A 24,597-nucleotide genomic window follows, 5' to 3' on the forward strand; every position below is an offset into this window, starting at 1 on the left:
CTTGCCGTCTGCCGAGTTTTCCATGCCTGACCTGCTTGACCGCTACCCGCTGACGGCGGGTACTTACCATGAACTGCTCGACGAAGGCGGCGCGGTGCGTCCCCATTGGCGTCGGCTGTACGAGCAATTGCAGCGCAGCACGCCAGCCCAGTTGGCGCAACGCCAGGCCTTGCTGACCCGGCAGATTCACGAAAACGGCGTCACCTACAACGTCTATGCCGACCCCAAGGGTGCCGATCGACCCTGGGAGCTGGACCTGTTGCCCCATGTGATTGCTGCTGATGAATGGCAGCAACTGTCCGCCGGGATCGCCCAGCGAGCGCGCTTGCTCAATGCGGTGCTGGCCGACCTCTACGGCCCCCAGCACTTGATCAGCGAGGGCCTGCTGCCGGCCGAACTGGTGTTCGGGCACAACAACTTCCTTTGGCCCTGCCAGGGCATTCAGCCGCCGGACGGGGCGTTCCTGCACCTGTACGCGGTGGACCTGGCACGCACTCCGGACGGTCGCTGGTGGGTCACTGCCGACCGTACCCAGGCACCTTCCGGGGCCGGCTACGCCCTGGAAAACCGCATGATCGTGTCCCGGGCCTTCCCGGACCTGTACCGTGACTTGCGGGTGCAGCACCTGGCCGGGTTCTTTCGCACCCTGCAGGAAACCCTGGCCCGCCAGGCCCCGCGGGATGCCGAAGCACCGTTGATCGTGCTGCTGACCCCAGGGCGCTTCAACGAGAGTTATTTCGAACACCTGTACCTGGCGCGGCAGCTGGGTTACCCGCTGGTGGAAGGCGGCGACCTCACGGTGCGCGACGCCACGGTCTACCTGAAAACCCTCAGCGGCCTGCGTCGAGTCCACGCCATCATGCGGCGCCTGGACGATGATTTCTGCGACCCCCTGGAGCTGCGCACCGACTCGGCCCTGGGCGTGCCCGGCCTGCTGGAAGCGGTGCGTCAGGGCCGAGTGCTGGTGGCCAATGCCCTGGGCAGTGGCGTGCTGGAGTCGCCGGGGCTGCTGGGCTTCTTGCCGAAGATCAGCCAGTACCTGTTCGGTGAAGAACTGATCCTGCCGTCCATCGCCACCTGGTGGTGCGGCGAGGCGCCGGTGCTGGAGCAGGCCCTGGAGAAACTCCCGGAGCTGTTGATCAAGCCGGCCTTTCCGTCGCAAAGCTTCGCCCCGGTGTTTGGCCGCGACCTCAGTGAGGAAGAGCGCCAGGCCCTGGCCGAGCGTATGCGTGCGCGGCCCTATGCCTATGTCGCCCAGGAACTGGCCCAGCTGTCCCAGGCGCCGATCTGGCAGGCCGACGATGCGCGCCTGCAACCCCGGGCCATTGGCATGCGGGTGTACGCGGTGGCCAGCAACAGCGGCTATCGGGTGCTGCCCGGCGGCCTGACCCGGGTCGCCGCAGACGCCGATGCCGAAGTGGTGTCGATGCAACGCGGCGGCGCCAGCAAAGACACCTGGGTGCTGGGGGAACGTGCGCCCAGCGGCGAGCAGTGGAAAGCCCAGCGCACCATCGGCGTTCATGACCTGGTGCGGCTTGACCCTTACCTGCCGTCGCGGGTAGTGGAAAACCTGTTCTGGTTCGGGCGCTACTGTGAACGTTGCGATGACAGCGCACGGCTGCTGCGGATCATGCTGGCGCGTTATGTCGACGGCGATGACCCGCAAGCCCTGCAGGCGGCGGTGGACCTGGGCGAAAGCCTGATGCTGCTGCCGGAGGAGGGCGAGTTGCCCGAGCGGCTGTTGGCGGCGTTGCTCGGCGAAGATTGGTCCTTCAGCCTGCGGGCCAATCTGCAGCGTTTACAGTGGGCGGCGTCCCAGGTGCGCGGCAAGTTGTCCCGGGAAAACTGGCAGGCCCTGGTGGAGCTGCAGCGCGAGGCGGTGGAGCTGGACACCGAGGAACCGGACTTTGGCGAGTTGCTGGACTTCCTCAACCGCTTGGTGATGTCCCTGGCGGCGCTGTCCGGGTTTGCCCTGGACGACATGACCCGGGACGAAGGCTGGCGCTTCCTCATGATCGGTCGGCGTATCGAGCGGCTGCAGTTTCTCAGCAGCAGCCTGGCGGCCTTTCTGCGGGGTACCGCGGCGGCTGATCAGGCGGGGCTGGAATGGTTGTTGGAACTGGGTAACAGCAGCATCACTTACCGCTCCCGCTACCTGGCGGTGCCGCAGCTGATTCCGGTGCTCGACCTGTTGCTGCTGGATGAGCAGAACCCCCACGCAGTGCTGTTCCAGCTCAAGCTGGTGACCCGCACGCTGAAGCGCTTGAACGATGATTTTGGCGTGCCGCGGGAAGTCGGGCTGCCTAAGTTGGTGGCGCGCCTGGCGAACTTCGACCTTGGCTGCCTGGAAAATCCGCTGTTTGGCGAAGCCAGTGTGCGCGCCGCGTTGGAAGGCCTTGCGGACCTGCTGCAGGAAATTTCCGATGCCAGCAGCCAGGTGTCTGATCGCCTGGCGCTGCGTCATTTTGCTCACGTCGATGACGTCAGCCAGCAAACGGTGTCCGTGTAATGAGTGCCCACTACCAGATTTTCCACGACACCCATTATCACTACGACAGCCCGGTGTCCCTGGCCCAGCAGTTGGCGCACCTGTGGCCGCGAGCGTGCGCCTGGCAACGCTGTACCGAGCAGCAGTTGCTGATCAATCCGGAGCCGACTTCGCGCCGCGACGAGCTGGATGTGTTCGGCAACCCGCTGACCCGCCTGGCGTTCGAGCGGCCCCACGATGACCTGCAGGTCAATACCCGGCTCACCGTGGAAGTGCTGGCCAAGCCCAGCCTGGATTTTTATCTGTCGCCGGCCTGGGACGCGACCCGCAGCGCCTTGACCTACAGCAGCCAGCCGTTGTCGGCGCCGCTGCTGGAGGCGTGTCGCTATCGCTTTGAATCGCCTTATGTGCACCTGAAAAAGAGCTTCGTCGAATTCTCCGAAAGCTGTTTCCCCGAGGGCCGGCCCCTGTTGCTGGGGGTTCAGGCGCTGATGGAGAAAATCTTCAGTGAGTTCACCTTCGACGCCGAGGCCACTCAGGTGGCGACGCCGTTGGTCGAGGTGCTGGAGCGTCGGCGTGGGGTCTGCCAGGACTTTGCCCACCTGATGCTGGCCTGCGTGCGTTCCCGCGGCTTGGCGGCGCGTTATGTCAGCGGCTACCTGTTGACCCAGCCGCCACCGGGGCAGCCGCGGTTGATCGGTGCCGATGCGTCACATGCCTGGGTTTCGGTGTTTTGCCCGGTGCTGGGCTGGGTGGATTTTGATCCGACCAACAATGTGCAGCCGGCGCTGGAGCACATCACCTTGGCCTGGGGCCGGGATTTTTCCGATGTGTCGCCGTTGCGTGGGGTGATCCTGGGGGGCGGCAGCCACGACCCGGAAGTCCAGGTGACGGTCATGCCCCTGGACCTGTAGGAGCCAGCTGGCCGAAGGCACAATGGCTGGCCCGCCGGCTCCTGCAAGGTGAGGCGCGTGTCAGGCTTGGGGAGCCTGATCGTCTGCGGCGTCATCGACGGCGACTTCACCTTCTGCATCCGGGTTCAGTGCGCCGGTTTCCTCTTCTGCGGCCGCTTTCTTGCGTTGCAGCTTTTCCTCTTTCTTCTGCTCCTTTGCCAAGTCCCGTTGACGTTTGGCGAAGGAGTAATTGGGTTTAGCCATGGGCGATCCTCTGGGGTCGAAGGTGAGGTTGAGCGGCGCGTATTCTGCCTGTTATCGGGCGCTGACGGTTAATCGGGTTTTTGTTCGGCCCATTTGGCCGGTGCCGAAGGCTGCCAGGCGTCCAGCGTATCGAGCAGGGTTGCCGGCGATTCGCTCTTTTGCAGCATGGCACGGTGCGGGGCACGGACGAAGCCTTCGCCGACGATATGATCGAGAAAACCGCTGAGCTTCTCGTAAAAACCATTCACTTCCAGCAGCCCCAGGGGCTTGTTGTGGTAGCCCAGTTGGCCCCAGGTCCAGACTTCAAACAGCTCTTCCAGGGTGCCCAGGCCGCCGGGCAGGGCGATAAAGGCGTCGCTGAGTTCGGCCATGCGGGCTTTGCGTGCGTGCATGCCGTCGACCACTTCCAGGCGGGTCAGGCCGTTGTGGCCAATCTCCGAGGTCTTCAGGCTTTGCGGGATGATGCCGATCACTTCGCCCCCGGCCGCCAGTGCGGCGTCAGCCACGATGCCCATCAGGCCCACCGCGCCACCGCCATACACCAGGGTCAGTTTGCGGGCGGCCAATTCGCGCCCAAGGGCCGCAGCGGCCTCACGGTAGGCGGGGTTGGTGCCGGTGCTGGCACCGCAGAACACACAGACAGAAGTTAACGACATGCCTTACTCCGAGGTCATTGAGGGCCTCAGAGTAATGGCTCAAGCGCGAGGCGCCAAACGTTAAACCTCGTGCGAGGGCGTTTCACAGGTGCCGCTGGCACCGCAGGCGTAGGCGGCGAGCAGGCTGCGTAACAGGCTATTGAAGGGCATGGGCGGTGCTCCGGAGGGGGAATGGGCCCATCTTAAAGTCGACCTCGGCGCCTGGCCGGTTGAAAGTATTAATCGGCGTTATAGGTCGAAAGTTGTATACAATTTTTTGATGCAAATCATAGGCACTCAAGAAAAAATCAGGCAGTCTTCGACCCACGGATTTTTCACCCCTTCAGTTAAACCCTGCCTTGGAGATTCACCATGTTTGCCAAACTCGTTGCGGTATCCCTGTTGACACTGGCCAGCAGCCAATTGATGGCTGCCGAATGCAAGGTCGATGTCGACTCCACCGATCAGATGTCCTTCAACACCAAGGAAATCACCATCGACAAGAGCTGCAAGACCTTCACCGTGAACCTCGGCCACTCCGGCAACCTGCCGAAGAACGTCATGGGCCATAACTGGGTACTGAGCAAGACTTCGGACATGGCTGGCATTGCCACCGACGGCATGGCGGCCGGCCTGGACAAGAACTACCTGAAGGACGCTGATGCGCGCATCATCGCCCACACCAAAATCATCGGTGCCGGCGAGAAAGACTCGGTGACCTTCGACGTGTCGAAGCTGACCGCAGGCGAAAGCTACAGCTTCTTCTGCTCGTTCCCAGGCCACAACTCGATGATGAAAGGCGCAGTGGTCCTGAAGTAATCGCTCGACCCGCCCAAAAAAAACGCCCCGAGGGGCGTTTTTTTTATGCCCCTGTGCAGGGGCGGGCTCGCTTGCGATGGAGCCCTTGAGCCTGGCGGCCCCATCGCCGGCAAGCCGGCTCCTACAAGGCGCGCCAGGTTAGGGGGCGAAGGGCATTTCGCGTTTGTGATGGGTCTTGCGGTAGGTGTCGCAGATGATCTTGAAGGCTTCTTCACGCACCGGCTGGCCGTGGAGGAAGGCATCGATCTCGGCGTAGGTGACACCGTGGGAGGCTTCGTCCGGCTTGCCCGGCGACAGGTCTTCCAGGTCGGCGGTGGGCACTTTCTCTACCAGTGATTCCGGTGCGCCGAAATACCGGGCAATGGCCCGCACCTGGTTTTTCACCAGGCCGCTTAGCGGCGCCAGGTCGCAGGCGCCATCACCGAACTTGGTGAAGAAGCCCATCACCGCTTCAGCGGCGTGGTCGGTACCGATCACCAAACCCTGGGCCGCGCCGGCGATGGTGTACTGGGCGACCATGCGCATCCGCGCCTTGGTATTGCCCAGGACGAAATCCCGCGACACCGCGTGCTGGCCTTCGAAGGCCGCCACTTCATTGGCCAGGGCCTTGACCGCCGGGCCGATGTTCACCGTGTGGCGCTCATCGGGTTCGATAAAGTCCACCGAGGCCTGGGCGTCGTGTTCGTCGAACTGGGTTTCGTAGGGCAGGCGCACGGCGATAAAACGGTATTTGTCGTCCCCGCTGCGTTCACGCAACTCGCGCATCGCCCGTTGGGCCAGCAGCCCTGCGGTCAGGGAGTCGACGCCACCGCTGATGCCCAGCACCAGGGACTTGAGCCCCGAGTTGACCAGGCAATCCTGGATAAAGGCCACGCGTCGGGCGACTTCCGCTTCAAGCGCGGCCTGGTCGGAAAAAGGCGCTTGGACCTTGAGCTGTTCAGCAATCTCACGCTGTACGGCTTGCATGATTCACTCCTTGCTTGATGTGCCAGAAAGGGCGGCAGGTACTTGGAAAACGTGGCGCAGATAAGCGACGAAGTTCGGATCCTTGCAATGGGTCTTGCCCGCTTCATCGGAGATCTTGGCGACGGGCTGGCCATTACAGGCGGCCATTTTAAGCACGATGCTCATGGGCTCGACACCCGGAATGTCACAGGTCAGGTTGGTGCCGATGCCAAAGCTGACATTGATCCGACCCCGCAGCGCCCGGAAGATTTCCAGGGAGCGGGGCAGGGTCAGGCTGTCGGAGAACACCAGGGTCTTGCTCATCGGCTCGATGCCCAGCTTGTGGTAATGGGCGATGGCCTTTTCCGCCCAGACGATGGGGTCACCGGAGTCGTGGCGCAAACCGTCGAACAGCTTGGCGAAGTACAGATCGAAATCGCCGAGGAAAGCGTCGGTGGTGATGCAGTCGGTCAGGGCGATCCCCAACAGGCCACGGTATTCGCGGACCCAGCAATCGAGGGCGGCGATCTGGCTGTCGATCAGGCGCGGGCCCAGTTGCTGGTGGGCCATTATCCATTCGTGGGCCATGGTGCCCAGGGGCTTCATGTCCAGTTCCCGGGACAGGTGCACGTTACTGGTGCCGACAAAGCGCCCGGGGAAGTCGTGCTTGAGCACGTTGACCACTTCTTCCTGGACCCGGTACGAAAAGCGCCGGCGGGTGCCGAAGTCGGCGACCTGGAGTTCCGAGAGTTCTTCGCTGCTGGCGTTGGCGCTGAGCCAGTCGAACTTGCGATACAGCTGCTCGCGGGCCTGTACCAGCACCACTTCACGGTAGCGATAGCGGTTACGCACTTCGCTGACGATGGCCAGCATCGGCACTTCGAAAAGAATCACATGCAGCCACGGGCCACGCAGGCGGATAAACAGCTCGCCGTCTTCGATGCCGGTGTACACATAGCGCAGGTTGAAGCGGAACAGGCCGAGAAAACGCAGGAAGTCCGGCTTGAGGAAGCTGATGCGCTCCAGAAAACCCAACTGGTCGGCGGTCAGGCTGAGGTCGGCCAGGCGTTCGAACTGGTAGCGAATCTCCGCCAGATAAGGGCGCAAGTCTTCGCTGTTACGGCAACGAAACTCCCATTCGACTTCCACATTGGGGTAGTTGTGCAGCACCGCCTGCATCATGGTCAGTTTGTAGAAGTCGGTGTCGAGCAGGTTCTGCACGATGCGATCGGCAAACACACTCTCGCTCATAACGGGAATCTCCATGCTGGCCGCTTCGAGGTGTGCGGCGTTCAGCTCTTTTAATGAAGGCGGTAGTGGCGCATAGACGTCCTGCGCTTGACCAGCGTTTTTTGGTGGCGAGTGGTTGTCCGTGCTCTACGGGACGGGCGAATCCTTGTGTTCCAGCATCCAGCGCACAAAATCGCGGACCTTGGGCACCTCGGCCGAATGCTCGGGGTAGGCCAGGTAGTAGGCGTCGTGGCTGGGCATGGGGTGCTGCCAGGCCACCACCAGTTTGCCGTCGGCCAGCTCCTCCTCCACCAGGAACCGGGGCAGCAAGGCCACGCCGCAGCCAACCTGGGCCGCGCGGATGCACATATAGAACGTTTCGAAGCGCGGGCCGTGGTAGCTGTGCTCGGTGTGGTAGCCCTGGCTGTCGAACCAGTCGTGCCAGGCCTGGGGCCGCGAGGCGTTCTGCAGCAGCACCAGTTCGGCCAGTTGCGTGGGGTCGCTGAAGGGCTGGGCCGGCAGGCTGCTGGGGGCGCACACGGCCACCAGTTGTTCGCTGAACAGCTTCAGGCACTCGGTGCCCGGGCGCGAACCCTGGCCGAAGTAGAACGCCACATCGCTGCGCCCTTGCAGCAGGTCATCGGCCTCTTGCTCATTGCACAGGTCCAGATGGATATGCGGATGCTGCAAGCGCCAGCCCTTGAGCCGCGGCACCAGCCAGCGGGCGCCGAAGGTCGGCGGGGTGGCGACCCGCAGCACCTCGGTTTCGCCACCGTAGGAGCGCAGGTAGTGGGTCGACATCTCGACCTGGGTGAGGATCTTGCGCACTTCCACCAGGTACAGGTTGCCCGCCGGCGTCAGTTGCAGGCGCCGGCGCACTCGGCGAAACAGCAGGTGCTGCAGCAGCTCTTCGAGCTGGGCCACCTGTTTGCTCACTGCACTCTGGGTCAGGTTGAGCTCTTCGGCGGCGCGGGTGAAGCTCAGGTGCCGGGTGACCGCCTCGAAACACTGCAAGGCAGTGATCGACGGCAGGTGGCGTTTATTCAACATGGGGAGGGCCTTTGTTCTTGTTTCGGCGCTGCGGTGCCGGCGCAGCATGAATAAATGGAATGATATCTCGCCTAAAGGTCGTTTGTTGAGCCGTCTCAGGAGGGCTACAACTACAGGCCTGAAAGGCCGTCTACCTGGCCCGGGCTTTTGCCCGCTCACCGATAAGGAGTGACCCATGGTTGCCGCATTGCTTGATCGTCTTGGTGTTGACCCGAGCCTGTACCAGGCTGGCCAGCAGCCCGTGCATTCGCCCATCGATGGCAGCCGTATCGCTGCAGTGAATTGGCAGGGCGCCGCTGAGGTTGAACAGCAGGTCAGTCGCGCCGAGCATGCGTTCGAGCTGTGGCGCAAGGTGCCGGCGCCGCGTCGTGGCGAGCTGGTGCGCCAGTTCGGTGAAGTCCTGCGCGAGTACAAGGCCGACCTCGGTGAGTTGGTGTCCTGGGAGGCTGGCAAGATCACCCAGGAAGGCCTGGGCGAAGTGCAGGAGATGATCGACATCTGCGACTTCGCGGTCGGCCTGTCGCGCCAGCTCTACGGTTTGACCATCGCCTCCGAGCGTCCGGGCCATCACATGCGCGAAACCTGGCATCCGTTGGGCGTGGTCGGGGTCATCAGCGCGTTCAACTTCCCGGTGGCGGTCTGGGCCTGGAACACCACCCTGGCCCTGGTCTGCGGCAACCCGGTGATCTGGAAACCCTCCGAGAAAACCCCGCTTACCGCCCTGGCCTGCCAGGCGCTGTTGGCACGGGTACTGAGCAATTTCAGCGATGCCCCCGAGTACCTGAGCCAGGTGATCATCGGCGGACGTGACGCCGGCGCAGCCCTGGTCGACGACCCGCGTGTGGCACTGATCAGCGCCACGGGCAGCACCCGTATGGGGCGTGAGGTGGCGCCGAAAGTGGCGGCGCGTTTTGCCCGCAGCATCCTCGAACTGGGGGGCAACAACGCCATGATCCTCGGCCCCAGCGCCGACCTGGACATGGCCGTGCGTGCCATTCTGTTCAGCGCCGTCGGCACCGCCGGGCAGCGCTGCACCACCTTGCGCCGGTTGATCGCCCATGAGTCGGTGAAAGACGAGATTGTCGCCCGCCTCAAGGTCGCCTATTCCAAAGTGCGCATCGGCCACCCGCTGCAAGGCAACCTGGTGGGGCCGCTGATCGACAAACACAGCTTCGACGCCATGCAAGACGCCCTGGAGCAGGCTTTGAGCGAAGGCGGTCGGGTGTTCGGCGGCGAGCGCCAGTTGCAGGAACAATTCCCCAATGCCTACTACGTCTCGCCGGCCATCGTCGAGATGCCGGAACAGAGTGAAGTGGTGTGCGACGAAACCTTTGCGCCGATCCTCTACGTGGTCGGCTACAGCGAGTTTGCCGAAGCCTTGCGCCTCAACAACGCGGTGCCGCAAGGCTTGTCCTCGTGCATTTTCACCACCGACGTGCGTGAAGCCGAGCAGTTCATGTCGGTGGTGGGCAGCGACTGCGGGATCGCCAACGTCAACATCGGCCCCAGCGGCGCGGAAATCGGCGGGGCCTTTGGCGGCGAGAAGGAAACCGGCGGCGGTCGCGAGTCCGGTTCCGATGCCTGGCGCGGCTACATGCGGCGCCAGACCAACACCGTCAACTACTCCCGGGAGCTGCCGCTGGCCCAAGGCATCAGTTTCGAATAGCCGCGGCAAGCCATACGCGGCCAGTGACCCTGCTGGCCGCTTCACGCTTGACGCTCGCCACGGCTTCGCCAGGAGCACCTATGACGCTACAAGAAGAATGTCTATGGGAAAAACTGACCCCGCAGCGGCCTGAGCGCGCCGGCCTCAGCGGCGAAGTGACGACCGATGTCTGCGTGATCGGCGCCGGCTTCACCGGCTTGTCGGCGGCGCTGCATTTGCTCGAGCAGGGCAAGCGGGTCTGTGTGCTGGAGGCCCATCGCGCCGGCCATGGTGGTTCCGGGCGTAATGTCGGGCTGGTCAACGCCGGTATGTGGATCCCGCCGGACGAGATCGAGGCCGGCTTCGGCAGCGAGGTTGGCAGCCGCCTCAATCGCATGCTTGGCGCGGCGCCGGCCCTGGTGTTCAGCCTGGTGGACAAGTACCGCATCGACTGCCAGTTGCGCCGCGAAGGCACCTTGCACATGGCCCATAACGCTCGCGGTGCGGCCGACCTGCGCAGTCGTGAAGAACAATGGCTGCGCCGTGGCGCGCCAGTGGAACTGTTGACCGGCGCCGCCTGTGAGGCGGCCACCGGCACCACGAAGATCGCCGCGGCCTTGCTCGACCGCCGTGCGGGCACCCTCAACCCAATGGCCTACACCAGCGGCCTGGCCAAGGCTGTGGCGGATCTGGGTGGGCAACTGTTCGATCACTCACCGGTCACTCGCCTGGAGCGCCAGGGCCAGCGCTGGTCGGTGCAGACTGCCCAAGGTTCGGTCCTCGCCGAGCAGGTGGTGATTGCCTCCAATGCTTACACCGAAGGCGACTGGACCGAGCTGCGGCGCACGTTCTTCCCCGGTTATTACTATCAGGTGGCGTCTCGCCCCCTGACCGATGCTGCCGCACAGCAGATTTTGCCGGGCGGCCAGGGCTCCTGGGATACCCGGCAAGTGCTCAGCAGCATCCGTCGCGATGCCGATGGGCGCCTGTTGCTCGGCAGCCTGGGTAATGGCCGGCAGAAACCCCTGTGGTTCCTCAAGGCCTGGGCCGACCGGGTGCAGCAGCATTATTTTCCTTACCTCAAACCGGTGGAGTGGGAGTCCACCTGGACCGGTTGCATCGCATTCACCCCCGACCACCTCCTGCGTTTGTTCGAGCCGGCGCCCGGTTTGGTGGCAGTCACCGGCTACAACGGACGCGGGGTGACCACCGGCACCGTGGTCGGCAAGGCCTTCGCCGACTACTTGTGTAACGGAAATCCTCACGCCTTGCCGATTCCCTTCGCACCCTTGCGGCCCGTGGCTGGCGCGGGGCTGCGCAGTTGTCTGTACGAGGCCGGGTTTTCCCTGTACCACGCGGGCCAGTGCCTGCGGATCGTTATCTGAGTGAGGAAATACAGCCGACATAACGACGCTTTTCAGCGCAGCGACTAGCCTGTAATGGTGCGGCTCGTAGCAGTGCCGCACCAGGGGTGTGCAGTTCGGTGACGCGGGCTGTTACAGCCAGGTTGCACGTTGATTTGCGCTGTGGTTGCAATGATGGCGCGCTCGGGTTGCGCCTGTTATTTCAAAAGGTTTCACCTTCAGCGGTTTAGACGGTTGCACGCCCAATAAAAAAGGGCTCGAAACAGTCGAAATAATAAGAAAACAGCGACTTTTTTCAGAATAAAAAACCAATGGCACGGCGCTTGCTCTGAGCATTCAGTGAAGTCGCATTGCCAACTAAAAAAACCTTGGAGCACCACCTCATGTCCCAGACGTTTTACAAGAAAGGCTTTCTGGCCCTCGCAGTGGCAGCTGCGTTGGGTGTTTCTGCGTTTGCTCAGGCCGACCTGAAGATCGGCGTAGCGGGTCCCATGACAGGCGCCAACGCGGCATTTGGCGAGCAGTACATGAAGGGTGCACAGGCAGCGGCTGACGAAATCAACGCCAAGGGCGGCGTCAACGGCGAGAAGATCGTCCTGGTCAAGGGCGATGACGCCTGCGAACCCAAGCAGGCCGTGGCCGTGGCCAACCGCCTGGTGGACCAGGACAAGGTTGCGGGCGTGGTCGGGCACTTCTGCTCGTCGTCCACCATCCCCGCGTCCGAGGTGTACAGCGATGCGGGCGTGATCGCCATCACCCCGGGCTCCACCAACCCGCAAGTCACCGAGCGCGGCCTGAGTGCCATGTTCCGTATGTGCGGGCGTGACGACCAGCAAGGCATCGTCGCCGGTGACTACATCGTCGATGTGCTCAAGGGCAAGAAAGTCGCGGTGCTGCACGACAAGGACACCTACGGCCAGGGCCTGGCCGACGCCACCAAGGCGCAACTGACCAAGCGCGGCGTCACCCCGGTGCTGTACGAAGGCCTGACCCGTGGCGAGAAAGACTTCAGCGCCGTCGTGACCAAGATCCGCGCCGCCGGTGCCGATGTCGTCTACTTCGGCGGCCTGCACCCGGAAGCCGGCCCGCTGGTGCGTCAACTGCGCGAGCAAGGCCTGAAAGACGTCAAGTTCATGTCCGATGATGGCATCGTCACCGACGAGTTGGTGACCACCGCAGGCGGCCCGCAATACGTGGACGGCGTGTACATGACCTTCGGCGCCGACCCGCGCATGCTGCCAGACAGCAAGACCGTGGTAGATGCCTTCCGCAAGGCCGGCACCGAGCCTGAGGGCTACACCCTGTATGCCTACGCTTCGGTCCAGGCCCTGGCTGCCGGTTTCAGCGGCGCCAAGTCCAACAAAGGCGAAGACGCGGCCAAATGGCTGAAGGCCAACCCGGTTAAAACCGTGATGGGCGAGAAGACCTGGGACGCCAAGGGCGACCTGAAAATCTCCGACTACGTGGTTTACCAGTGGGACAAGGACGGCAAATACCACCAGTTGGAAAAGCAGAAGTAATTCGCGCGGCCATTCTGGCCGCCGGCCTCCTGTAGGAGCCGGTTTGTCGGTGATGAGCCTGAGGGCGTTTCAGCCTCGGGCTTGATCGCTGGCAAGCCAGCTCCTGCAGAGGGGGCTGTTCAAGCACAAGTCTCTGTTTTTTCTTCTAGAAGAACCGCATGCCCACAGGTGTGCAGGTTCTCACTGCGTGAGATTGCGTTATGGATGGTATTTTCCTGCAGCAACTGATCAATGGACTGACCCTCGGGTCCGTCTATGGTCTGATCGCCATCGGCTACACAATGGTCTACGGCATCATCGGCATGATCAACTTCGCCCACGGCGAGGTTTACATGATTTCCGCTTACCTCGCGGCAATCAGTCTGGCTCTGCTGGCCTACTTCGGCATCGAATCCTTCCCGCTACTCATTCTCGGCACCCTGGTCTTCACCGTCGTCGTGACCGGCGTCTATGGCTGGGTCATCGAGCGCGTTGCCTACAAACCCCTGCGTAACTCCACCCGACTGGCACCGCTGATCAGCGCCATCGGTATTTCCCTGATCCTGCAGAACTACGCGCAGATCAGCCAAGGCGCCAAGCAACAAGGTGTGCCGACACTGCTGGCCGGGGCCTGGAAGGTCGATATCGGCAGTGGTTTCGTGCAGCTCACCTACACCAAGATCTTCATCCTGGTGGCGGCCTTCGCGGGCATGGCACTGCTCACCTACATCATCAAGTACACCAAGCTCGGCCGCATGTGCCGCGCCACTCAGCAAGACCGCAAGATGGCCTCGATCCTGGGGATCAACACCGACCGGGTGATCTCCTACGTGTTCGTCATCGGTGCTGCCATGGCTGCCCTGGCTGGCGTGCTGATCACCATGAACTACGGCACCTTCGACTTCTATGCCGGCTTTGTCATCGGCATCAAGGCGTTCACCGCCGCGGTACTCGGCGGCATCGGTTCGCTGCCCGGCGCCATGCTCGGCGGGATCATCCTCGGTATCTCCGAGTCACTGTTCTCCGGCTTGATCAACTCCGACTACAAAGACGTGTTCAGTTTCTCGCTGCTGGTGCTGATTCTGATTTTCCGTCCCCAAGGCCTGCTGGGTCGCCCACTCGTGGCGAAGGTATAAGTATGTCTGCTGCCAATAAACCGCTTGATATCAAAAAGAGCGTCGTCGACGCCGTGCTCGCCGGGCTGATCTCGTTGATTGTTTTCGGGCCCATCGTCGGCGTCGTGCTCGACGGCTACAGCTTCAACCTGCAGCCGGCGCGTGTCGGCTGGCTGGTGGCGATCGTGATGATCGGCCGCTTCGCCATGAGCCTGTTCCTGCAGACTCCCAAGGGCCTGAAGATCCTCCAGGGTTTTGAAAGCACTGGCTCCGGGGTGCATGTGCGGGCGCCGGACTACAAGTCGCGGCTGCGCTGGATCATCCCGGCGTTGATTGTGATTGCCATCGTGTTCCCGTTTTTCGCCAACAAGTACCTGCTGACCGTGGTGATCCTCGGCCTGATCTACGTGCTGCTGGGCCTGGGCTTGAACATTGTGGTGGGCCTGGCCGGCTTGCTCGACCTGGGCTACGTGGCCTTCTACGCCATCGGCGCCTATGGCCTGGCCCTGGGTTACCAGTACCTGGGCCTGGGTTTCTGGACGGTGCTGCCACTGGCCGCCATTGCGGCGGCGTTGGCCGGGTGCATCCTCGGGTTTCCGGTGTTGCGCATGCACGGTGACTATTTGGCGATCGTGACCCTGGGCTTCGGTGAAATCATTCGCCTGGTATTGAACAACTGGCTGTCCTTCACCGGTGGGCCGAACGGCATGCCGGTGCCATCGCCGACCTTCTTCGGCCTGGAATTCGGCCGTCGGGCCAAGGATGGCGGGGTGCCATTCCACGAGTTCTTCGGCCTGGAATACAACCCCAACCTGAAATTCCTGTTCATCTACATCGTGCTGTTCCTGGTGGTGCTGCTGGTGCTGTACGTCAAGCATCGCCTGACCCGCATGCCCGTGGGCCGCGCCTGGGAAGCCCTGCGTGAAGACGAGATCGCCTGCCGTGCCATGGGCCTGAACCACGTGCTGGTCAAGCTCTCGGCGTTCACCATCGGTGCCTCCACCGCCGGTCTGGCCGGGGTGTTCTTCGCCAGCTACCAGGGCTTCGTCAACCCGTCGTCCTTCACCTTCTTCGAGTCGGCGCTGATCCTGGCCATCGTGGTCCTGGGGGGCATGGGCTCGACGGTGGGCGTGGTGATTGCCGCCTTCGTACTCACCGTGGCGCCGGAGCTGCTGCGCAGCTTCTCCGAGTACCGAGTGCTGTTGTTCGGGGTGCTGATGGTGTTGATGATGATCTGGCGACCGCGGGGTCTGATCCGCATCAGCCGTACCGGTGTGACCCCACGTAAAGGTGCCCTGACTCAGAGGAGCGCGCCATGAGCGAAGTGATTCTTAAGGTGCAGAACCTGATGATGCACTTCGGTGGCATCAAGGCCCTCAGCGACGTCAGCCTGGAGGTCAAACGCAACTCGATCTTCGCCCTGATCGGCCCCAACGGCGCGGGCAAGACCACGGTGTTCAACTGCCTGACCGGTTTCTACAAGGCTTCGGGCGGGCGCATCGAACTCAACACCCGTGGCCAGAGCACCAACGTCATCAAACTGCTGGGGGAAGCCTTCCGTGCCACGGATTTCGTGTCGCCGAAAAGCTTCGCCAGCCGCCTGTACTACAAGATGTTCGGCGGCACCCACCTGGTGAACCGCGCCGGCCTGGCGCGGACCTTCCAGAACATTCGCCTGTTCAAGGAAATGTCGGTGCTGGAGAACCTGCTGGTGGCCCAGCACATGTGGGTCAACCGCAACATGCTGGCCGGCATCCTCAACACCAAGGGTTATCAACAGGCCGAGAGCGACGCCCTCGACCACGCCTTCTATTGGCTGGAAGTGGTGGACCTGGTGGACTGCGCCAACCGCCTGGCCGGTGAACTGTCCTACGGCCAGCAGCGTCGCCTGGAGATTGCCCGGGCCATGTGCACGCGGCCGCAGATCATCTGCCTCGACGAACCGGCCGCAGGCCTCAACCCTCAGGAAACCGAAGCGCTGAGCGCGATGATCCGGCTGCTGCGCGACGAGCACGATCTGACCGTGGTGCTGATTGAACACGACATGGGCATGGTGATGAGTATTTCCGACCACATCGTGGTGCTGGACCACGGCAACGTGATTGCCGAAGGCGGGCCGGAAGCGATCCGCAACGATCCGAAAGTGATCGCGGCCTACCTGGGTGCCGACGAAGAGGAGCTGGTATGAGCGACGCTGGCAACGCTGCAACCATCCTCGAACTCAAGGAGTTGAACGTTTACTACGGACCGATCCAGGCCCTTAAGAACGTTTCGCTGCACATCAACGAAGGGGAAACCGTCAGCCTGATCGGCTCCAACGGCGCGGGTAAGTCCACGCTGCTGATGTCGATCTTCGGCCAGCCCCGGGCCGAGTCCGGGCAGATTCTCTACCGCGGTGTGGACATCACCCACAAGTCCTCCCACTACATCGCCTCCAACGGCATCGCCCAGTCCCCGGAAGGGCGTCGGGTGTTCCCCGACATGACCGTGGAAGAGAACCTGCTGATGGGCACCATCCCCATTGGCGACAAGTACGCCACCGAGGACATGCAGCGCATGTTCGAGCTGTTCCCACGGCTCAAGGAGCGGCGCACCCAGCGGGCCATGACCATGTCCGGCGGTGAGCAGCAGATGCTGGCCATTGCCCGGGCACTGATGAGCCGGCCCAAGCTGCTGTTGCTGGATGAACCCAGCCTGGGGCTGGCGCCGATTGTGGTGAAGCAGATCTTCGCCACCCTGCGCGAATTGGCGGCCACCGGCATGACCATCTTCCTGGTGGAACAGAACGCCAACCACGCGCTGAAACTCTCGGACCGTGCCTACGTGATGGTCAACGGCGAAATTCGCCTGAGCGGCACCGGCAAGGAGCTGCTGGTCAACGAGGAAGTGCGCAACGCCTACCTCGGTGGTCATTGATCTGCCGCCCAGCCCATAAACATGCCCCGCCGGCCCACGCCGCCGGGGCATTTTTTATCCCCAGATACCGCCGCCCGTCATCGTCGGCAAAGCCATCAGGCCTGCACTATCGCCATCCCGTGCCAGCGGCTCTCCGTCGCGCAGTGAGCCATTTCCGGAAATTGTGGAAAACATTATTCGCAAGCTGCCAAAGCGCGGCATAAAGCCGCTGCAATCAGTTGTTTTGGCAGGGTTTTGACTTGTCCCCGTTTGCTGTGGAACTGGCTGTGGGTAACGTGGGAGTAGCTGGCTGCAGGCCTTTAACGGCGTGGCTTGTGGCGTGGTGATTGTTTTTTGATCAGGGGTTTTGAGTCGGCCCGTCGGTGCGCTTGTCAACCTGTTTATTGTCGCAGCCACAGGCCGTAGCAGGTGTTGAAAAGCCTGTGGATAAGTCTGTGGTTAAACTCTGGAAAGACTCAGCTAAGCACCGTCGTTACTGGCTTCAGGCCATGGCCTTGATGGACGTGAGTGCGCCCTGTCGGCCAGGGGCTGCATGCCAGCCTGGCCCGGGTCAAGTAAAAAACTTGCAAAACCGGGCTGCAGGCCCTGTGGATAGAGGCTTCCAGGGTTTTGCACTTGCCCCCAAAGACTGTGGACCGGCCTGTGGATAAGGTGCGTGCACATGGCTGCAGGCCACGCCACCCATGGGCTGGCGGCGGTTGATTGTTTTTTGTACAGGTATGGAGGGTCAAACGCTCTCGCAGGCGCCTGCGGCAGGCTTCTATTGCCGCTCAAAGCCAGGCCGGGCATGCTGCGGGGCGGTTTTTATTTCATCGGCGGCGCGAAGCCCAGCAAGGAGAACACCATGACTTCCACACTGTTCATTACGGGCGCGACGTCCGGTTTTGGCGAAGCCTGCGCCCGGCGTTTTGCCGAGGCCGGTTGGTCCCTGGTGCTCACCGGGCGCCGTGAGGACCGCCTTAACGCCCTCTGCGCCGAACTCTCGAAACAGACTGAAGTGCATGGGCTGGTGCTCGATGTGCGTGACCGCAAAGCCATGGAAGCCGCCATTGCCAACCTGCCGCCGTCCTTCAGCACGCTGCGTGGGCTGATCAACAACGCTGGCCTGGCCCTGGGTGTCGACCCTGCACCCAAGTGCGATCTGGACGACTGGGACACCATGGTCGACACCAACATCAAGGGCCTGATGTACAGCACTCGCCTGCTGTTGCCGCGCCTGATCGCCCACGGCCGTGGCGCCGGCATCATCAACCTGGGTTCCATCGCCGGCAATTATCCGTACCCGGGCAGCCACGTGTATGGTGCCAGTAAGGCGTTCGTCAAACAGTTCTCCCTGAACCTGCGCTGCGACCTGCAAGGCACCGGCGTGCGGGTGACCAACATCGAGCCGGGCCTGTGCGAAAGCGAGTTCTCCCTGGTGCGTTTCGCCGGTGACCAGGCGCGTTACGACGCCACCTACGCGGGCGCCGAACCGATCCAGCCGCAAGACATCGCCGACACCATCTTCTGGGTCCTCAACACCCCGGCCCACGTCAATATCAACAGCCTGGAGCTGATGCCTGTGAGCCAGACCTGGGCCGGTTTCTCCATCGAGCGCAACGCCAAGTCCTGAGGCGTTGCAGCGCCCGGCCGGTTCCAGCAGGAGCCGGCCGGCGATTGCCTTCTACACTGTCTTTCATCTTCGGAAACACTTGCGCTGAACCGCTTCAGGCGAAAGTCGCCGGCCCAAGGTAAAATTTCGCCCGCCGTTTTTTCGGCGTCTCGCCCTGAGGCGCTGTGGTCGAGGTTCAAGAGGAGGGTATGTGAGTAACCGAGGTGAGCAGGCGCTGCTCAAGCAATCCACTGTACTGATGTTCGCTGTGGCGATCGCCGGGATCGTCACGGGTTTTATTTCGGGTGCCCAGTCCATCCTGTTCGATGGCTTTTTTTCCCTGATCGCGACCTTTATCAAAATCCTGATGCTGATCACCGCCCAGCTGATTGCCAAGCAAAGCAACCAGCGTTTCCAGTTCGGCTTCTGGCACCTGGAACCCATGGTGCTGCTGATTGAAGGCAGCTTCCTGCTGCTGATCGCCATCTACGCGTTTCTCAACGGTGTGTTCGGCATCCTCAATGGCGGCCGTGAAATCGAGCTGGGCTTGGTGATCGTCTATGCGGCGGTGTTCAGCGTGGTGGAGTTCGCTTATTTCTTCTACGTGCGCCACCGCAATCGCACCCTCAAGTCGTCGTTGATCCAGTTCGACAACATCAGTTGGCTGGTGGACGCCATGCTCTCCGTGGGGCTGCTGGTGAGCTTTATCTGCGCCTTGCTGCTCAAGCACTACGGGCACGGGCACGGGCAATGGGCGGTGTATGTCGACCCGGCGATCCTGATCCTGTTGGCCCTGAGCATGTTGCCACCGGCATTGAAGATCCTGCGGCCGGCCCTGCGCGATGTGCTGGGCATCGCCCCGGACCAGTTGGACGAGAAGGTGCGCGGCGTGATGGAGCAGGCCAAGCTCGCCCACGGTTTTGACGACTACATCAGCTACGTGCAGAAGCACGGACGGGCGCGTTTTATCGAGATCCACATCGTACTGCCGGCGGACTACCCGCTGCAGAACGTGGCCACCCTGGACGAGTTGCGTGAGGAGATTTCCGCGCAGTTGGGTCAGGCCGATTCGGCTCGTTGGCTGACCATCAGCTTTACCGGGGATCGCAAGTGGATTGCCTGAGTGGAGTCTATCGCCGGCAGGCCGGCTCCCAGGGGAGCGGGTTGCCGGCGAACAGCGTTCAGCCGAAGTATTCAGCCAACCCGCGATAGCAGGTCGCCAAGTGATACGGCGTGGTTGAAGGCATGTCCCGTCGGCTGACCACACTCTGTGCATCCAGGCATTCGTTCCAGCCGCCGTCGTGCAGGAAGTGCTGTTGCAGCGCCAGCAACTGGCGCTGCACCTGGGCCTCGCTGCCCGTGCGCAAGGTCAGGGCGCGCAGGTATTCGGCTTGGGCCCAGATGCGCTGAGTCTCATCCTTGGCCGCACCTTGTGCCTGTAGATCGAGCATGGCGCGCACCGCCCCATTGTTCGGGTTGACGCCCCGTTGCTCGGTAAAGGCAAAGGCCTGGTCCAGGGACTGGTGCAGTGGGCCGCCGCGCAGCAAGTCTGAAGAGGCCAGGAGAAAGAACCACTCGAACTGATGGCCCGGCTCGAACCAGTTATCCACAGCCCCCAGCGGCTTCTCCATCATTACCCCGTGCTGCGGGTCGATAAAACCTGCGTGCATGGCCGCGCAGAGGTCGAGCAGGGCCTGTTGCACCTGGGCGTCGTCACGCACTTCCAGGGTCGCGAGAAAGGCCTCGGCCAGGTGCATCAGCGGGTTCTGCAGGGGGCCGGAGCCCAGGGACGACCAATCCCGCTCAAGGCTGGCCTCGTACAAATCGTCTTCCCGGGCAAAGCGCTCGGCCACCACTTGCAGCGCGGCATTGAGCACCGATTCCACCAGCGGCTCGCGCACCTTGGCCCAGTAGTGGGCACAGGCGAAGACGATAAAGGCGTGGGTATACAGGTCTTTGCGCTGATCCAGTGGCGCGCCCTGAGGGTCGATGCTGTAGAACCAGCCACCGTGTTCAGCGTCGTGGAAGTGCCGTTGCAGGGAACGGAACAGAGCGGCAGCACGCTCTTCGGCAAAGGGCGCGGCAGCCTCGCCGATCAGGCTGGAAAACACATACAGCTGACGGGCGCAGGCCATGGCGCGATAGCGCTGCGGCGGCAGTGGCCGGTGCTCGGCGTCCAGGGCTTCGTAGGGCAGCGCCAGCTCGGCGTTCCAGCCCGGGCCAAGCCACAGCGGCACGATCACCTGGTGAAAATGCCGCTGCACGGCGCTGAACAGAGCGCTCGATTCAGGCTGGGAGGCGGAACGGGAAACATCGGGCATTGGCTGGCGTCGTCACGGCAGGTTTGAATGCGCGCCATGTTAACAGAGAAGCCCCCGGCCTCACCCACCCTGTAGACGCTGGCTGTCAGCGATAACCCCGGACCTGCAAGCCTCGTTGGCTCGCCAGCGAATGCGTGCTTGAGAGCGCTTTCGCCAGGGAGCCGGCTCCTACACGCAGGGGCGGGAGGCTCAGCCGGCCAGCAGCCAGACGCCGGTGGCGGCCGAGGCGGCGCCAGCCAGGCGCACCAGGGGGGCTGCGGCTTGTGGCAGGACGCGTACCACGGCGTAGCCGACAGCATGCAGCGCGGCGGTGGCGGCGACAAAACCGGCGGCGTATGCCCAAGGGCTGGACATCTCTGGCAGTTCCAGGCCGTGGGCCACGCCATGGAACAGCGCGAACAGCGCGGTGGCCACCAGGGCCAGGCTCAGGGGCGGACGCACGGCCAGGGCGACGGCCAGGCCTAGGGCCAGCACCGAGGCGGCAATGCCGCTTTCCAGGGCTGGCAGGTTCAGGCCTTCAAAACCCAGCACACCGCCCAGCAGCATGGTGCCGACGAAGGTGCAGGGCAGCGCCCAGCGGGCTGTGCCTTGTTGCTGGGCTGCCCAGAGGCCCACGGCGAGCATCGCCAGCAAGTGGTCGAGGCCGCCGATGGGGTGGCTGATACCGGCCATCAGGCCGTTGTCGCCGTGGCCCGGGTGGGCGAAGGCCAGGGCTGGGGTCAGCAGCAGGGCCAGGGCCCCGACAATGCGTTTGAAGGTCATGGAGTGGCTTCCTTGTTGAGCGTTTGAGTAAGGGGATCAGGCCGCGTTCAGCAGCCCTTGGCGTTCGATAAAGGCAATGATCTCGTCCAGGCCCTGGCCGGTTTTCTGGTTGCTGAAAACAAACGGCTTGCCGCCGCGCATGCGCTTGGTGTCGCTGTCCATCATTTCCAGGGACGCGCCCACTAGCGGTGCCAGGTCGATCTTGTTGATCACCAGCAGGTCGGATTTGCAGATGCCGGGGCCGCCCTTGCGCGGCAGTTTGTCGCCGGCCGAAACGTCGATCACGTAGATAGTCAGGTCCGAGAGTTCGGGGCTGAACGTCGCCGACAGGTTGTCGCCACCGGACTCCACCAGGATCAGGTCAAGCCCGGGAAAGCGCCGGTTCAGTTGGTCCACGGCTTCCAGGTTGATCGAGGCGTCTTCGCGAATCGCCGTGTGCGGGCAACCGCCGGTTTCCACGCCGATGATCCGCTCTGGCGCCAGGGCTTCATTGCGCACCAGAAAGTCGGCGTCTTCGCGGGTGTAGATGTCGTTGGTCACCACCGCCAGGTTGTAGCGCTCGCGCAGGGCCAGGCACAGGGCCAGGGTCAGGGCGGTTTTGCCGGAGCCCACCGGGCCGCCGATGCCGACGCGCAGAGGTTGTGAGTTCATGTGATTCTCCAAAGTAAGAGGCCCTAGGAACGGAACAGACGGCTGTACTGGCGCTCATGGGCCATGCACGCCAGGGACAGGCCGAAAGCGGCGCTGCCGTAATGGTTGGGGTCGATCGTGGACGCGTTGTGTTGGGCCTGTTGCAACAGGGGCAGCAGTTGGCTGGTCAGGCGCTGGGCGGCTTGCTGGCCCAGGGGCAGGGTTTTCATCAGCACCGCCAACTGATTTTCCAGCCAGCTCCAGAGCCAGGCGGCCAGGGCGTCCTGGGGGCTGATCTGCCAGGCCCGAGCGGCCAGGGCCCAGCCTAGGGCCAGGTGCGGTTCGGCACGCTGGGCGAGAAAACCCCGGGCGCTGGCATCCAGCTCAGGCAGGCCATTGAGCAGCTGTTGCAGGGAGTACCCCATCTGCCGGCTTTCCTGGTACAGCTCGCGGGTTTCGCGGCTGGCCTGATGCTCTTCACAGAGTTGCAGCAACTGGGCCCAGTCTTCGTCTGCTGCGGCCTGGCAGTGGGCGAGCAACAGCGGCGCCTCGAAGCGGGCCAGGTTGAGCAGCAACTGATCGCTGATCCAGCGCCTGGCGCTGTCGGGGTCGACCACCCGTTGCTGTTCCACGGCCATCTCCAGGCCCTGGGAATAGCTGTAGCCGCCAATCGGCAATTGCGGACTGGCCAGGCGCAGCAAGGCCCAGGCGGGATTCATGGGCGCACGCCGAACTGGTGCAGGCGCGGCGGGTAGTTGAAGTCTTCGTCGCCGTGCCGCGAATGGTGATGGCCGCCGCCGTAGGCACCGTGCTCCGGCTGGAAAGGCGCTTCGATGGTTTCCGTGTGGGCGCCGAGTTGCTCGAGCATGGCCTTGAGCACGTAGTCGTCCAGCAGCCGCAGCCAGCCGTCACCGACTTGCAGGGCGACATGGCGGTTGCCCAGGTGATAGGCGGCGCGGGTCAGTTCGAAGGCATTGCTGCAGGTCACATGGAGCAGGGTTTCCGGACGTGCGCAGACGCGCACAATGCGGCCGTCCTCGGCTTCCAGGCACTCGCCGTCATGCAGCGGTGACTGGCCGCGTTCGAGAAACAGCCCGACGTCTTCGCCGTCGGCACTGAAGCAGCGCAGGCGGCTTTTACTTCGGGCCTCGAAGGTCAGGTGCAGTTCGGCGGACCAGAGGGGTTGGGGGTCGATTCTGCGGTGAATCACCAGCATCGGAGGGCTTCCAGCTATGAGCGATGCATAAGCCAGAGCAAGGGGCTTGCCAATCGAGTGTCGCGACGCGCAAAAGCTTTTGTATACAGGTTTTTACGCCTGAAAACGGGGCAGGCCGACGGTCTGTTTTGTGGCGTGCTGGTGCGTCTTGTCGAAGTTTTGCACTGTGATGGTGCGTTGCGGGCGTTTTTGCTGCAGGCCGGTGCTTTTTCAAGGCCGCGATGGGCTGCCGGCGCGCTCGAAGGGGGCGTGGCCGGTGGTCAGGCTCGGCATCGGGGCGTGCAGCTTTACTCGGTACTGCCCAGCCCTTGCCAGTGCTTCAGGCCAATAAAGATGAAGCGCAGCTGCTGGGTGATCTTGGCCTGGGGCGTGAGGTGCTCGGGCAGCGCCTGGGCCGGTGGGTCGATGATGTCCGGCAGGGTGGCGAACACACTTTTGACGATCAGGTCGGCAATGACGCCCAGGTCCTCGGCCGCCAGGTGCTGGAGTTTCGGCATCAACGTCAGGTCGGCCGCCAGGTCCGCGCTGATGTTTTCCCGCAGGTGGGCAATGGCCTGGCGCACCGGCAGCGAACCGCCGTATTGCTCGCGGGCCAGAAACAGGAACTGCGAGCGATTGGCCGCCACCACGTCGAGGAAGATCCGCACCGAGGCGTCGATGATCCCGCCCATGACGAATTCGTTGTGGCGCACCAGGCGAATGGTTTCCCGGAAGGTCTGGCCGACTTCACTGACCAGCACCAGGCCCAGTTGGTCCATATCGGCAAAATGCCGGTAGAAACCGGTGGGGACAATGCCGGCGGTTTTCGCCACTTCACGCAGGCTCAGGCTGCCGAACCCACGGCCGCACTCCATCAGATGGCGCGCTGCGTCCATCAAGGCGTTGCGGGTCTGTTGCTTCTGTTCGGCGCGGGGCAGCATGGGCGGGCTGGCTCTCTGTCCAAGAGGAGCGGCGCACTCTAGCAAATCAACTTTGCCGGCGTCGAACTTGAGAGGGGCATAGGGGGAAGGCGGGGCGTTACGGTTTACAGAAAGTCAAAAGCCCGATCCAGGGATCGGGCTTTTTTCACGGCGGCCACAGGCTCAGCTCACAGTCTGATGACGTTCGGCGAGGCGATCAGCACCGTCAGCAGCAACGGTTTGACCTTGTGGGGTGCCGGTCGTAGCCATCTTCAGCCAACGGTCTGGCCTTGTGGGGTGCCGGTCGAGCCAACT

The 24,597-nt window shown here is 62.9% G+C and carries 23 protein-coding genes; 12 read left to right on the forward strand and 11 right to left on the reverse strand.

Translation table 11 applies throughout. The annotated features are described in order from the left end of the window. The first annotated feature begins 22 nt into the window (after nt 1-22). Both M1B34_RS15000 and M1B34_RS15005 read left to right on the forward strand, forming a co-directional pair. Nucleotides 23-2,509, forward strand: coding sequence for a circularly permuted type 2 ATP-grasp protein (locus tag M1B34_RS15000; RefSeq protein WP_123329596.1), 2,487 nt, complete (start codon nt 23-25; stop codon nt 2,507-2,509). Continuing rightward, on the forward strand, nt 2,509-3,402 hold the full coding sequence (locus M1B34_RS15005) for a transglutaminase family protein (RefSeq protein WP_123329598.1): 894 nt from the start codon (nt 2,509-2,511) through the stop codon (nt 3,400-3,402). The genes M1B34_RS15000 and M1B34_RS15005 overlap by 1 nt, the downstream gene beginning before the upstream one ends. Nucleotides 3,403-3,462: 60 nt before the next feature. Here the strand turns inward: M1B34_RS15005 and M1B34_RS15010 are convergent, their stop codons facing one another. After that, nucleotides 3,463-3,645 carry a hypothetical protein gene (locus M1B34_RS15010; RefSeq protein ID WP_123329600.1) on the reverse strand — a complete coding sequence of 61 codons (183 nt, stop codon included), beginning with the start codon at nt 3,643-3,645 and terminating at the stop codon, nt 3,463-3,465. Between the two features lie 68 nt (nt 3,646-3,713). Then, complete coding sequence (locus M1B34_RS15015; RefSeq protein WP_123329602.1) at nt 3,714-4,301, reverse strand: LOG family protein; 588 nt, start codon at nt 4,299-4,301, stop codon at nt 3,714-3,716. Between the two features lie 351 nt (nt 4,302-4,652). On the opposite strand from M1B34_RS15015, the gene azu reads away from it, so the two are divergent. Beyond that, nucleotides 4,653-5,099, forward strand: coding sequence for an azurin (azu, locus tag M1B34_RS15020; protein ID WP_123329604.1), 447 nt, complete (start codon nt 4,653-4,655; stop codon nt 5,097-5,099). Between the two features lie 138 nt (nt 5,100-5,237). Here azu and nadE read toward each other — a convergent pair whose 3' ends face one another. The 3 genes from nadE to M1B34_RS15035 form a co-directional block, all read right to left on the reverse strand. Then, a complete protein-coding gene (gene nadE, locus M1B34_RS15025) occupies nt 5,238-6,065 on the reverse strand; it encodes an ammonia-dependent NAD(+) synthetase (protein WP_268265532.1) in 828 nt (275 codons plus the stop codon). Between the two features lie 3 nt (nt 6,066-6,068). After that, a complete protein-coding gene (pncB, locus tag M1B34_RS15030) occupies nt 6,069-7,295 on the reverse strand; it encodes a nicotinate phosphoribosyltransferase (RefSeq protein WP_268265533.1) in 1,227 nt (408 codons plus the stop codon). A gap of 126 nt (nt 7,296-7,421) precedes the next feature. After that, nucleotides 7,422-8,324 carry a LysR family transcriptional regulator gene (locus M1B34_RS15035; protein WP_268265534.1) on the reverse strand — a complete coding sequence of 301 codons (903 nt, stop codon included), beginning with the start codon at nt 8,322-8,324 and terminating at the stop codon, nt 7,422-7,424. 175 nt (nt 8,325-8,499) lie between these two features. On the opposite strand from M1B34_RS15035, the gene amaB reads away from it, so the two are divergent. The 9 genes from amaB (at nt 8,500) to M1B34_RS15080 (ending at nt 19,577) form a co-directional block, all read left to right on the forward strand. After that, nucleotides 8,500-9,990, forward strand: a complete 1,491-nt coding sequence (gene amaB, locus M1B34_RS15040) for an L-piperidine-6-carboxylate dehydrogenase (protein WP_279653313.1) — start codon at nt 8,500-8,502, stop codon at nt 9,988-9,990. Between the two features lie 80 nt (nt 9,991-10,070). Further along, the gene (gene amaA, locus M1B34_RS15045) at nt 10,071-11,354 is read left to right on the forward strand and encodes an L-pipecolate oxidase (protein WP_268265535.1); all 1,284 of its coding nucleotides are present in this window, start codon (nt 10,071-10,073) and stop codon (nt 11,352-11,354) included. A 362-nt stretch (nt 11,355-11,716) separates the two neighbouring features. Then, complete coding sequence (locus M1B34_RS15050) at nt 11,717-12,853, forward strand: branched-chain amino acid ABC transporter substrate-binding protein (RefSeq protein ID WP_123329616.1); 1,137 nt, start codon at nt 11,717-11,719, stop codon at nt 12,851-12,853. 200 nt (nt 12,854-13,053) lie between these two features. Continuing rightward, nucleotides 13,054-13,968: an ABC transporter permease subunit gene (locus M1B34_RS15055; RefSeq protein WP_020299405.1), complete on the forward strand. Its 915-nt coding sequence runs from the start codon at nt 13,054-13,056 to the stop codon at nt 13,966-13,968. A gap of 2 nt (nt 13,969-13,970) precedes the next feature. Continuing rightward, nucleotides 13,971-15,266: a high-affinity branched-chain amino acid ABC transporter permease LivM gene (gene livM / locus M1B34_RS15060; protein ID WP_123329618.1), complete on the forward strand. Its 1,296-nt coding sequence runs from the start codon at nt 13,971-13,973 to the stop codon at nt 15,264-15,266. After that, nucleotides 15,263-16,135, forward strand: coding sequence for an ABC transporter ATP-binding protein (locus tag M1B34_RS15065; RefSeq protein WP_123329620.1), 873 nt, complete (start codon nt 15,263-15,265; stop codon nt 16,133-16,135). Before livM ends, M1B34_RS15065 begins: the two co-directional genes overlap by 4 nt. Beyond that, entirely contained in the window at nt 16,132-16,863 is a 732-nt protein-coding gene (locus M1B34_RS15070) for an ABC transporter ATP-binding protein (RefSeq protein ID WP_123329622.1), read from the forward strand. The genes M1B34_RS15065 and M1B34_RS15070 overlap by 4 nt, the downstream gene beginning before the upstream one ends. A gap of 844 nt (nt 16,864-17,707) precedes the next feature. Continuing rightward, nucleotides 17,708-18,475, forward strand: a complete 768-nt coding sequence (locus tag M1B34_RS15075) for an SDR family oxidoreductase (RefSeq protein ID WP_268265536.1) — start codon at nt 17,708-17,710, stop codon at nt 18,473-18,475. A gap of 190 nt (nt 18,476-18,665) precedes the next feature. Continuing rightward, entirely contained in the window at nt 18,666-19,577 is a 912-nt protein-coding gene (locus M1B34_RS15080) for a cation diffusion facilitator family transporter (protein ID WP_268265537.1), read from the forward strand. Nucleotides 19,578-19,635: 58 nt separating this feature from the next. Here the strand turns inward: M1B34_RS15080 and M1B34_RS15085 are convergent, their stop codons facing one another. From M1B34_RS15085 to M1B34_RS15110, 6 genes are all read right to left on the reverse strand, one after another. After that, on the reverse strand, nt 19,636-20,775 hold the full coding sequence (locus tag M1B34_RS15085) for an AGE family epimerase/isomerase (RefSeq protein ID WP_268265538.1): 1,140 nt from the start codon (nt 20,773-20,775) through the stop codon (nt 19,636-19,638). A 189-nt stretch (nt 20,776-20,964) separates the two neighbouring features. Beyond that, on the reverse strand, nt 20,965-21,537 hold the full coding sequence (locus M1B34_RS15090; protein ID WP_123329628.1) for a HupE/UreJ family protein: 573 nt from the start codon (nt 21,535-21,537) through the stop codon (nt 20,965-20,967). Between the two features lie 36 nt (nt 21,538-21,573). Then, complete coding sequence (ureG, locus tag M1B34_RS15095; protein ID WP_123329630.1) at nt 21,574-22,188, reverse strand: urease accessory protein UreG; 615 nt, start codon at nt 22,186-22,188, stop codon at nt 21,574-21,576. Between the two features lie 23 nt (nt 22,189-22,211). After that, nucleotides 22,212-22,886: an urease accessory protein UreF gene (locus M1B34_RS15100; protein ID WP_123329632.1), complete on the reverse strand. Its 675-nt coding sequence runs from the start codon at nt 22,884-22,886 to the stop codon at nt 22,212-22,214. Continuing rightward, nucleotides 22,883-23,383, reverse strand: coding sequence for an urease accessory protein UreE (gene ureE, locus M1B34_RS15105; RefSeq protein ID WP_123329634.1), 501 nt, complete (start codon nt 23,381-23,383; stop codon nt 22,883-22,885). The genes M1B34_RS15100 and ureE overlap by 4 nt, the downstream gene beginning before the upstream one ends. 287 nt (nt 23,384-23,670) lie before the next feature. After that, a complete protein-coding gene (locus tag M1B34_RS15110) occupies nt 23,671-24,303 on the reverse strand; it encodes a TetR family transcriptional regulator (protein WP_123329635.1) in 633 nt (210 codons plus the stop codon). Nucleotides 24,304-24,597: the final 294 nt, after the last annotated feature.

Source organism: Pseudomonas morbosilactucae, assembly GCF_023241715.1.
GTDB classification, from domain to species: domain Bacteria; phylum Pseudomonadota; class Gammaproteobacteria; order Pseudomonadales; family Pseudomonadaceae; genus Aquipseudomonas; species Aquipseudomonas morbosilactucae.

Coding starts and splice junctions, on each gene's coding strand:
- nadE (WP_268265532.1), bottom strand. CDS start 6,065: ATGCAAGCCGTACAGCGTGAGATTGCTGAACAGCTCAAGGTCCAAGCG.
- M1B34_RS15050 (WP_123329616.1), top strand. CDS start 11,717: ATGTCCCAGACGTTTTACAAGAAAGGCTTTCTGGCCCTCGCAGTGGCA.
- M1B34_RS15075 (WP_268265536.1), top strand. CDS start 17,708: ATGACTTCCACACTGTTCATTACGGGCGCGACGTCCGGTTTTGGCGAA.
- amaA (WP_268265535.1), top strand. CDS start 10,071: ATGACGCTACAAGAAGAATGTCTATGGGAAAAACTGACCCCGCAGCGG.
- M1B34_RS15035 (WP_268265534.1), bottom strand. CDS start 8,324: ATGTTGAATAAACGCCACCTGCCGTCGATCACTGCCTTGCAGTGTTTC.
- ureE (WP_123329634.1), bottom strand. CDS start 23,383: ATGCTGGTGATTCACCGCAGAATCGACCCCCAACCCCTCTGGTCCGCC.
- M1B34_RS15000 (WP_123329596.1), top strand. CDS start 23: ATGCCTGACCTGCTTGACCGCTACCCGCTGACGGCGGGTACTTACCAT.
- M1B34_RS15085 (WP_268265538.1), bottom strand. CDS start 20,775: ATGCCCGATGTTTCCCGTTCCGCCTCCCAGCCTGAATCGAGCGCTCTG.
- M1B34_RS15110 (WP_123329635.1), bottom strand. CDS start 24,303: ATGCTGCCCCGCGCCGAACAGAAGCAACAGACCCGCAACGCCTTGATG.
- M1B34_RS15070 (WP_123329622.1), top strand. CDS start 16,132: ATGAGCGACGCTGGCAACGCTGCAACCATCCTCGAACTCAAGGAGTTG.
- M1B34_RS15090 (WP_123329628.1), bottom strand. CDS start 21,537: ATGACCTTCAAACGCATTGTCGGGGCCCTGGCCCTGCTGCTGACCCCA.
- pncB (WP_268265533.1), bottom strand. CDS start 7,295: ATGAGCGAGAGTGTGTTTGCCGATCGCATCGTGCAGAACCTGCTCGAC.
- livM (WP_123329618.1), top strand. CDS start 13,971: ATGTCTGCTGCCAATAAACCGCTTGATATCAAAAAGAGCGTCGTCGAC.
- M1B34_RS15065 (WP_123329620.1), top strand. CDS start 15,263: ATGAGCGAAGTGATTCTTAAGGTGCAGAACCTGATGATGCACTTCGGT.
- M1B34_RS15015 (WP_123329602.1), bottom strand. CDS start 4,301: ATGTCGTTAACTTCTGTCTGTGTGTTCTGCGGTGCCAGCACCGGCACC.
- M1B34_RS15005 (WP_123329598.1), top strand. CDS start 2,509: ATGAGTGCCCACTACCAGATTTTCCACGACACCCATTATCACTACGAC.
- M1B34_RS15100 (WP_123329632.1), bottom strand. CDS start 22,886: ATGAATCCCGCCTGGGCCTTGCTGCGCCTGGCCAGTCCGCAATTGCCG.
- M1B34_RS15055 (WP_020299405.1), top strand. CDS start 13,054: ATGGATGGTATTTTCCTGCAGCAACTGATCAATGGACTGACCCTCGGG.
- amaB (WP_279653313.1), top strand. CDS start 8,500: ATGGTTGCCGCATTGCTTGATCGTCTTGGTGTTGACCCGAGCCTGTAC.
- ureG (WP_123329630.1), bottom strand. CDS start 22,188: ATGAACTCACAACCTCTGCGCGTCGGCATCGGCGGCCCGGTGGGCTCC.
- azu (WP_123329604.1), top strand. CDS start 4,653: ATGTTTGCCAAACTCGTTGCGGTATCCCTGTTGACACTGGCCAGCAGC.
- M1B34_RS15010 (WP_123329600.1), bottom strand. CDS start 3,645: ATGGCTAAACCCAATTACTCCTTCGCCAAACGTCAACGGGACTTGGCA.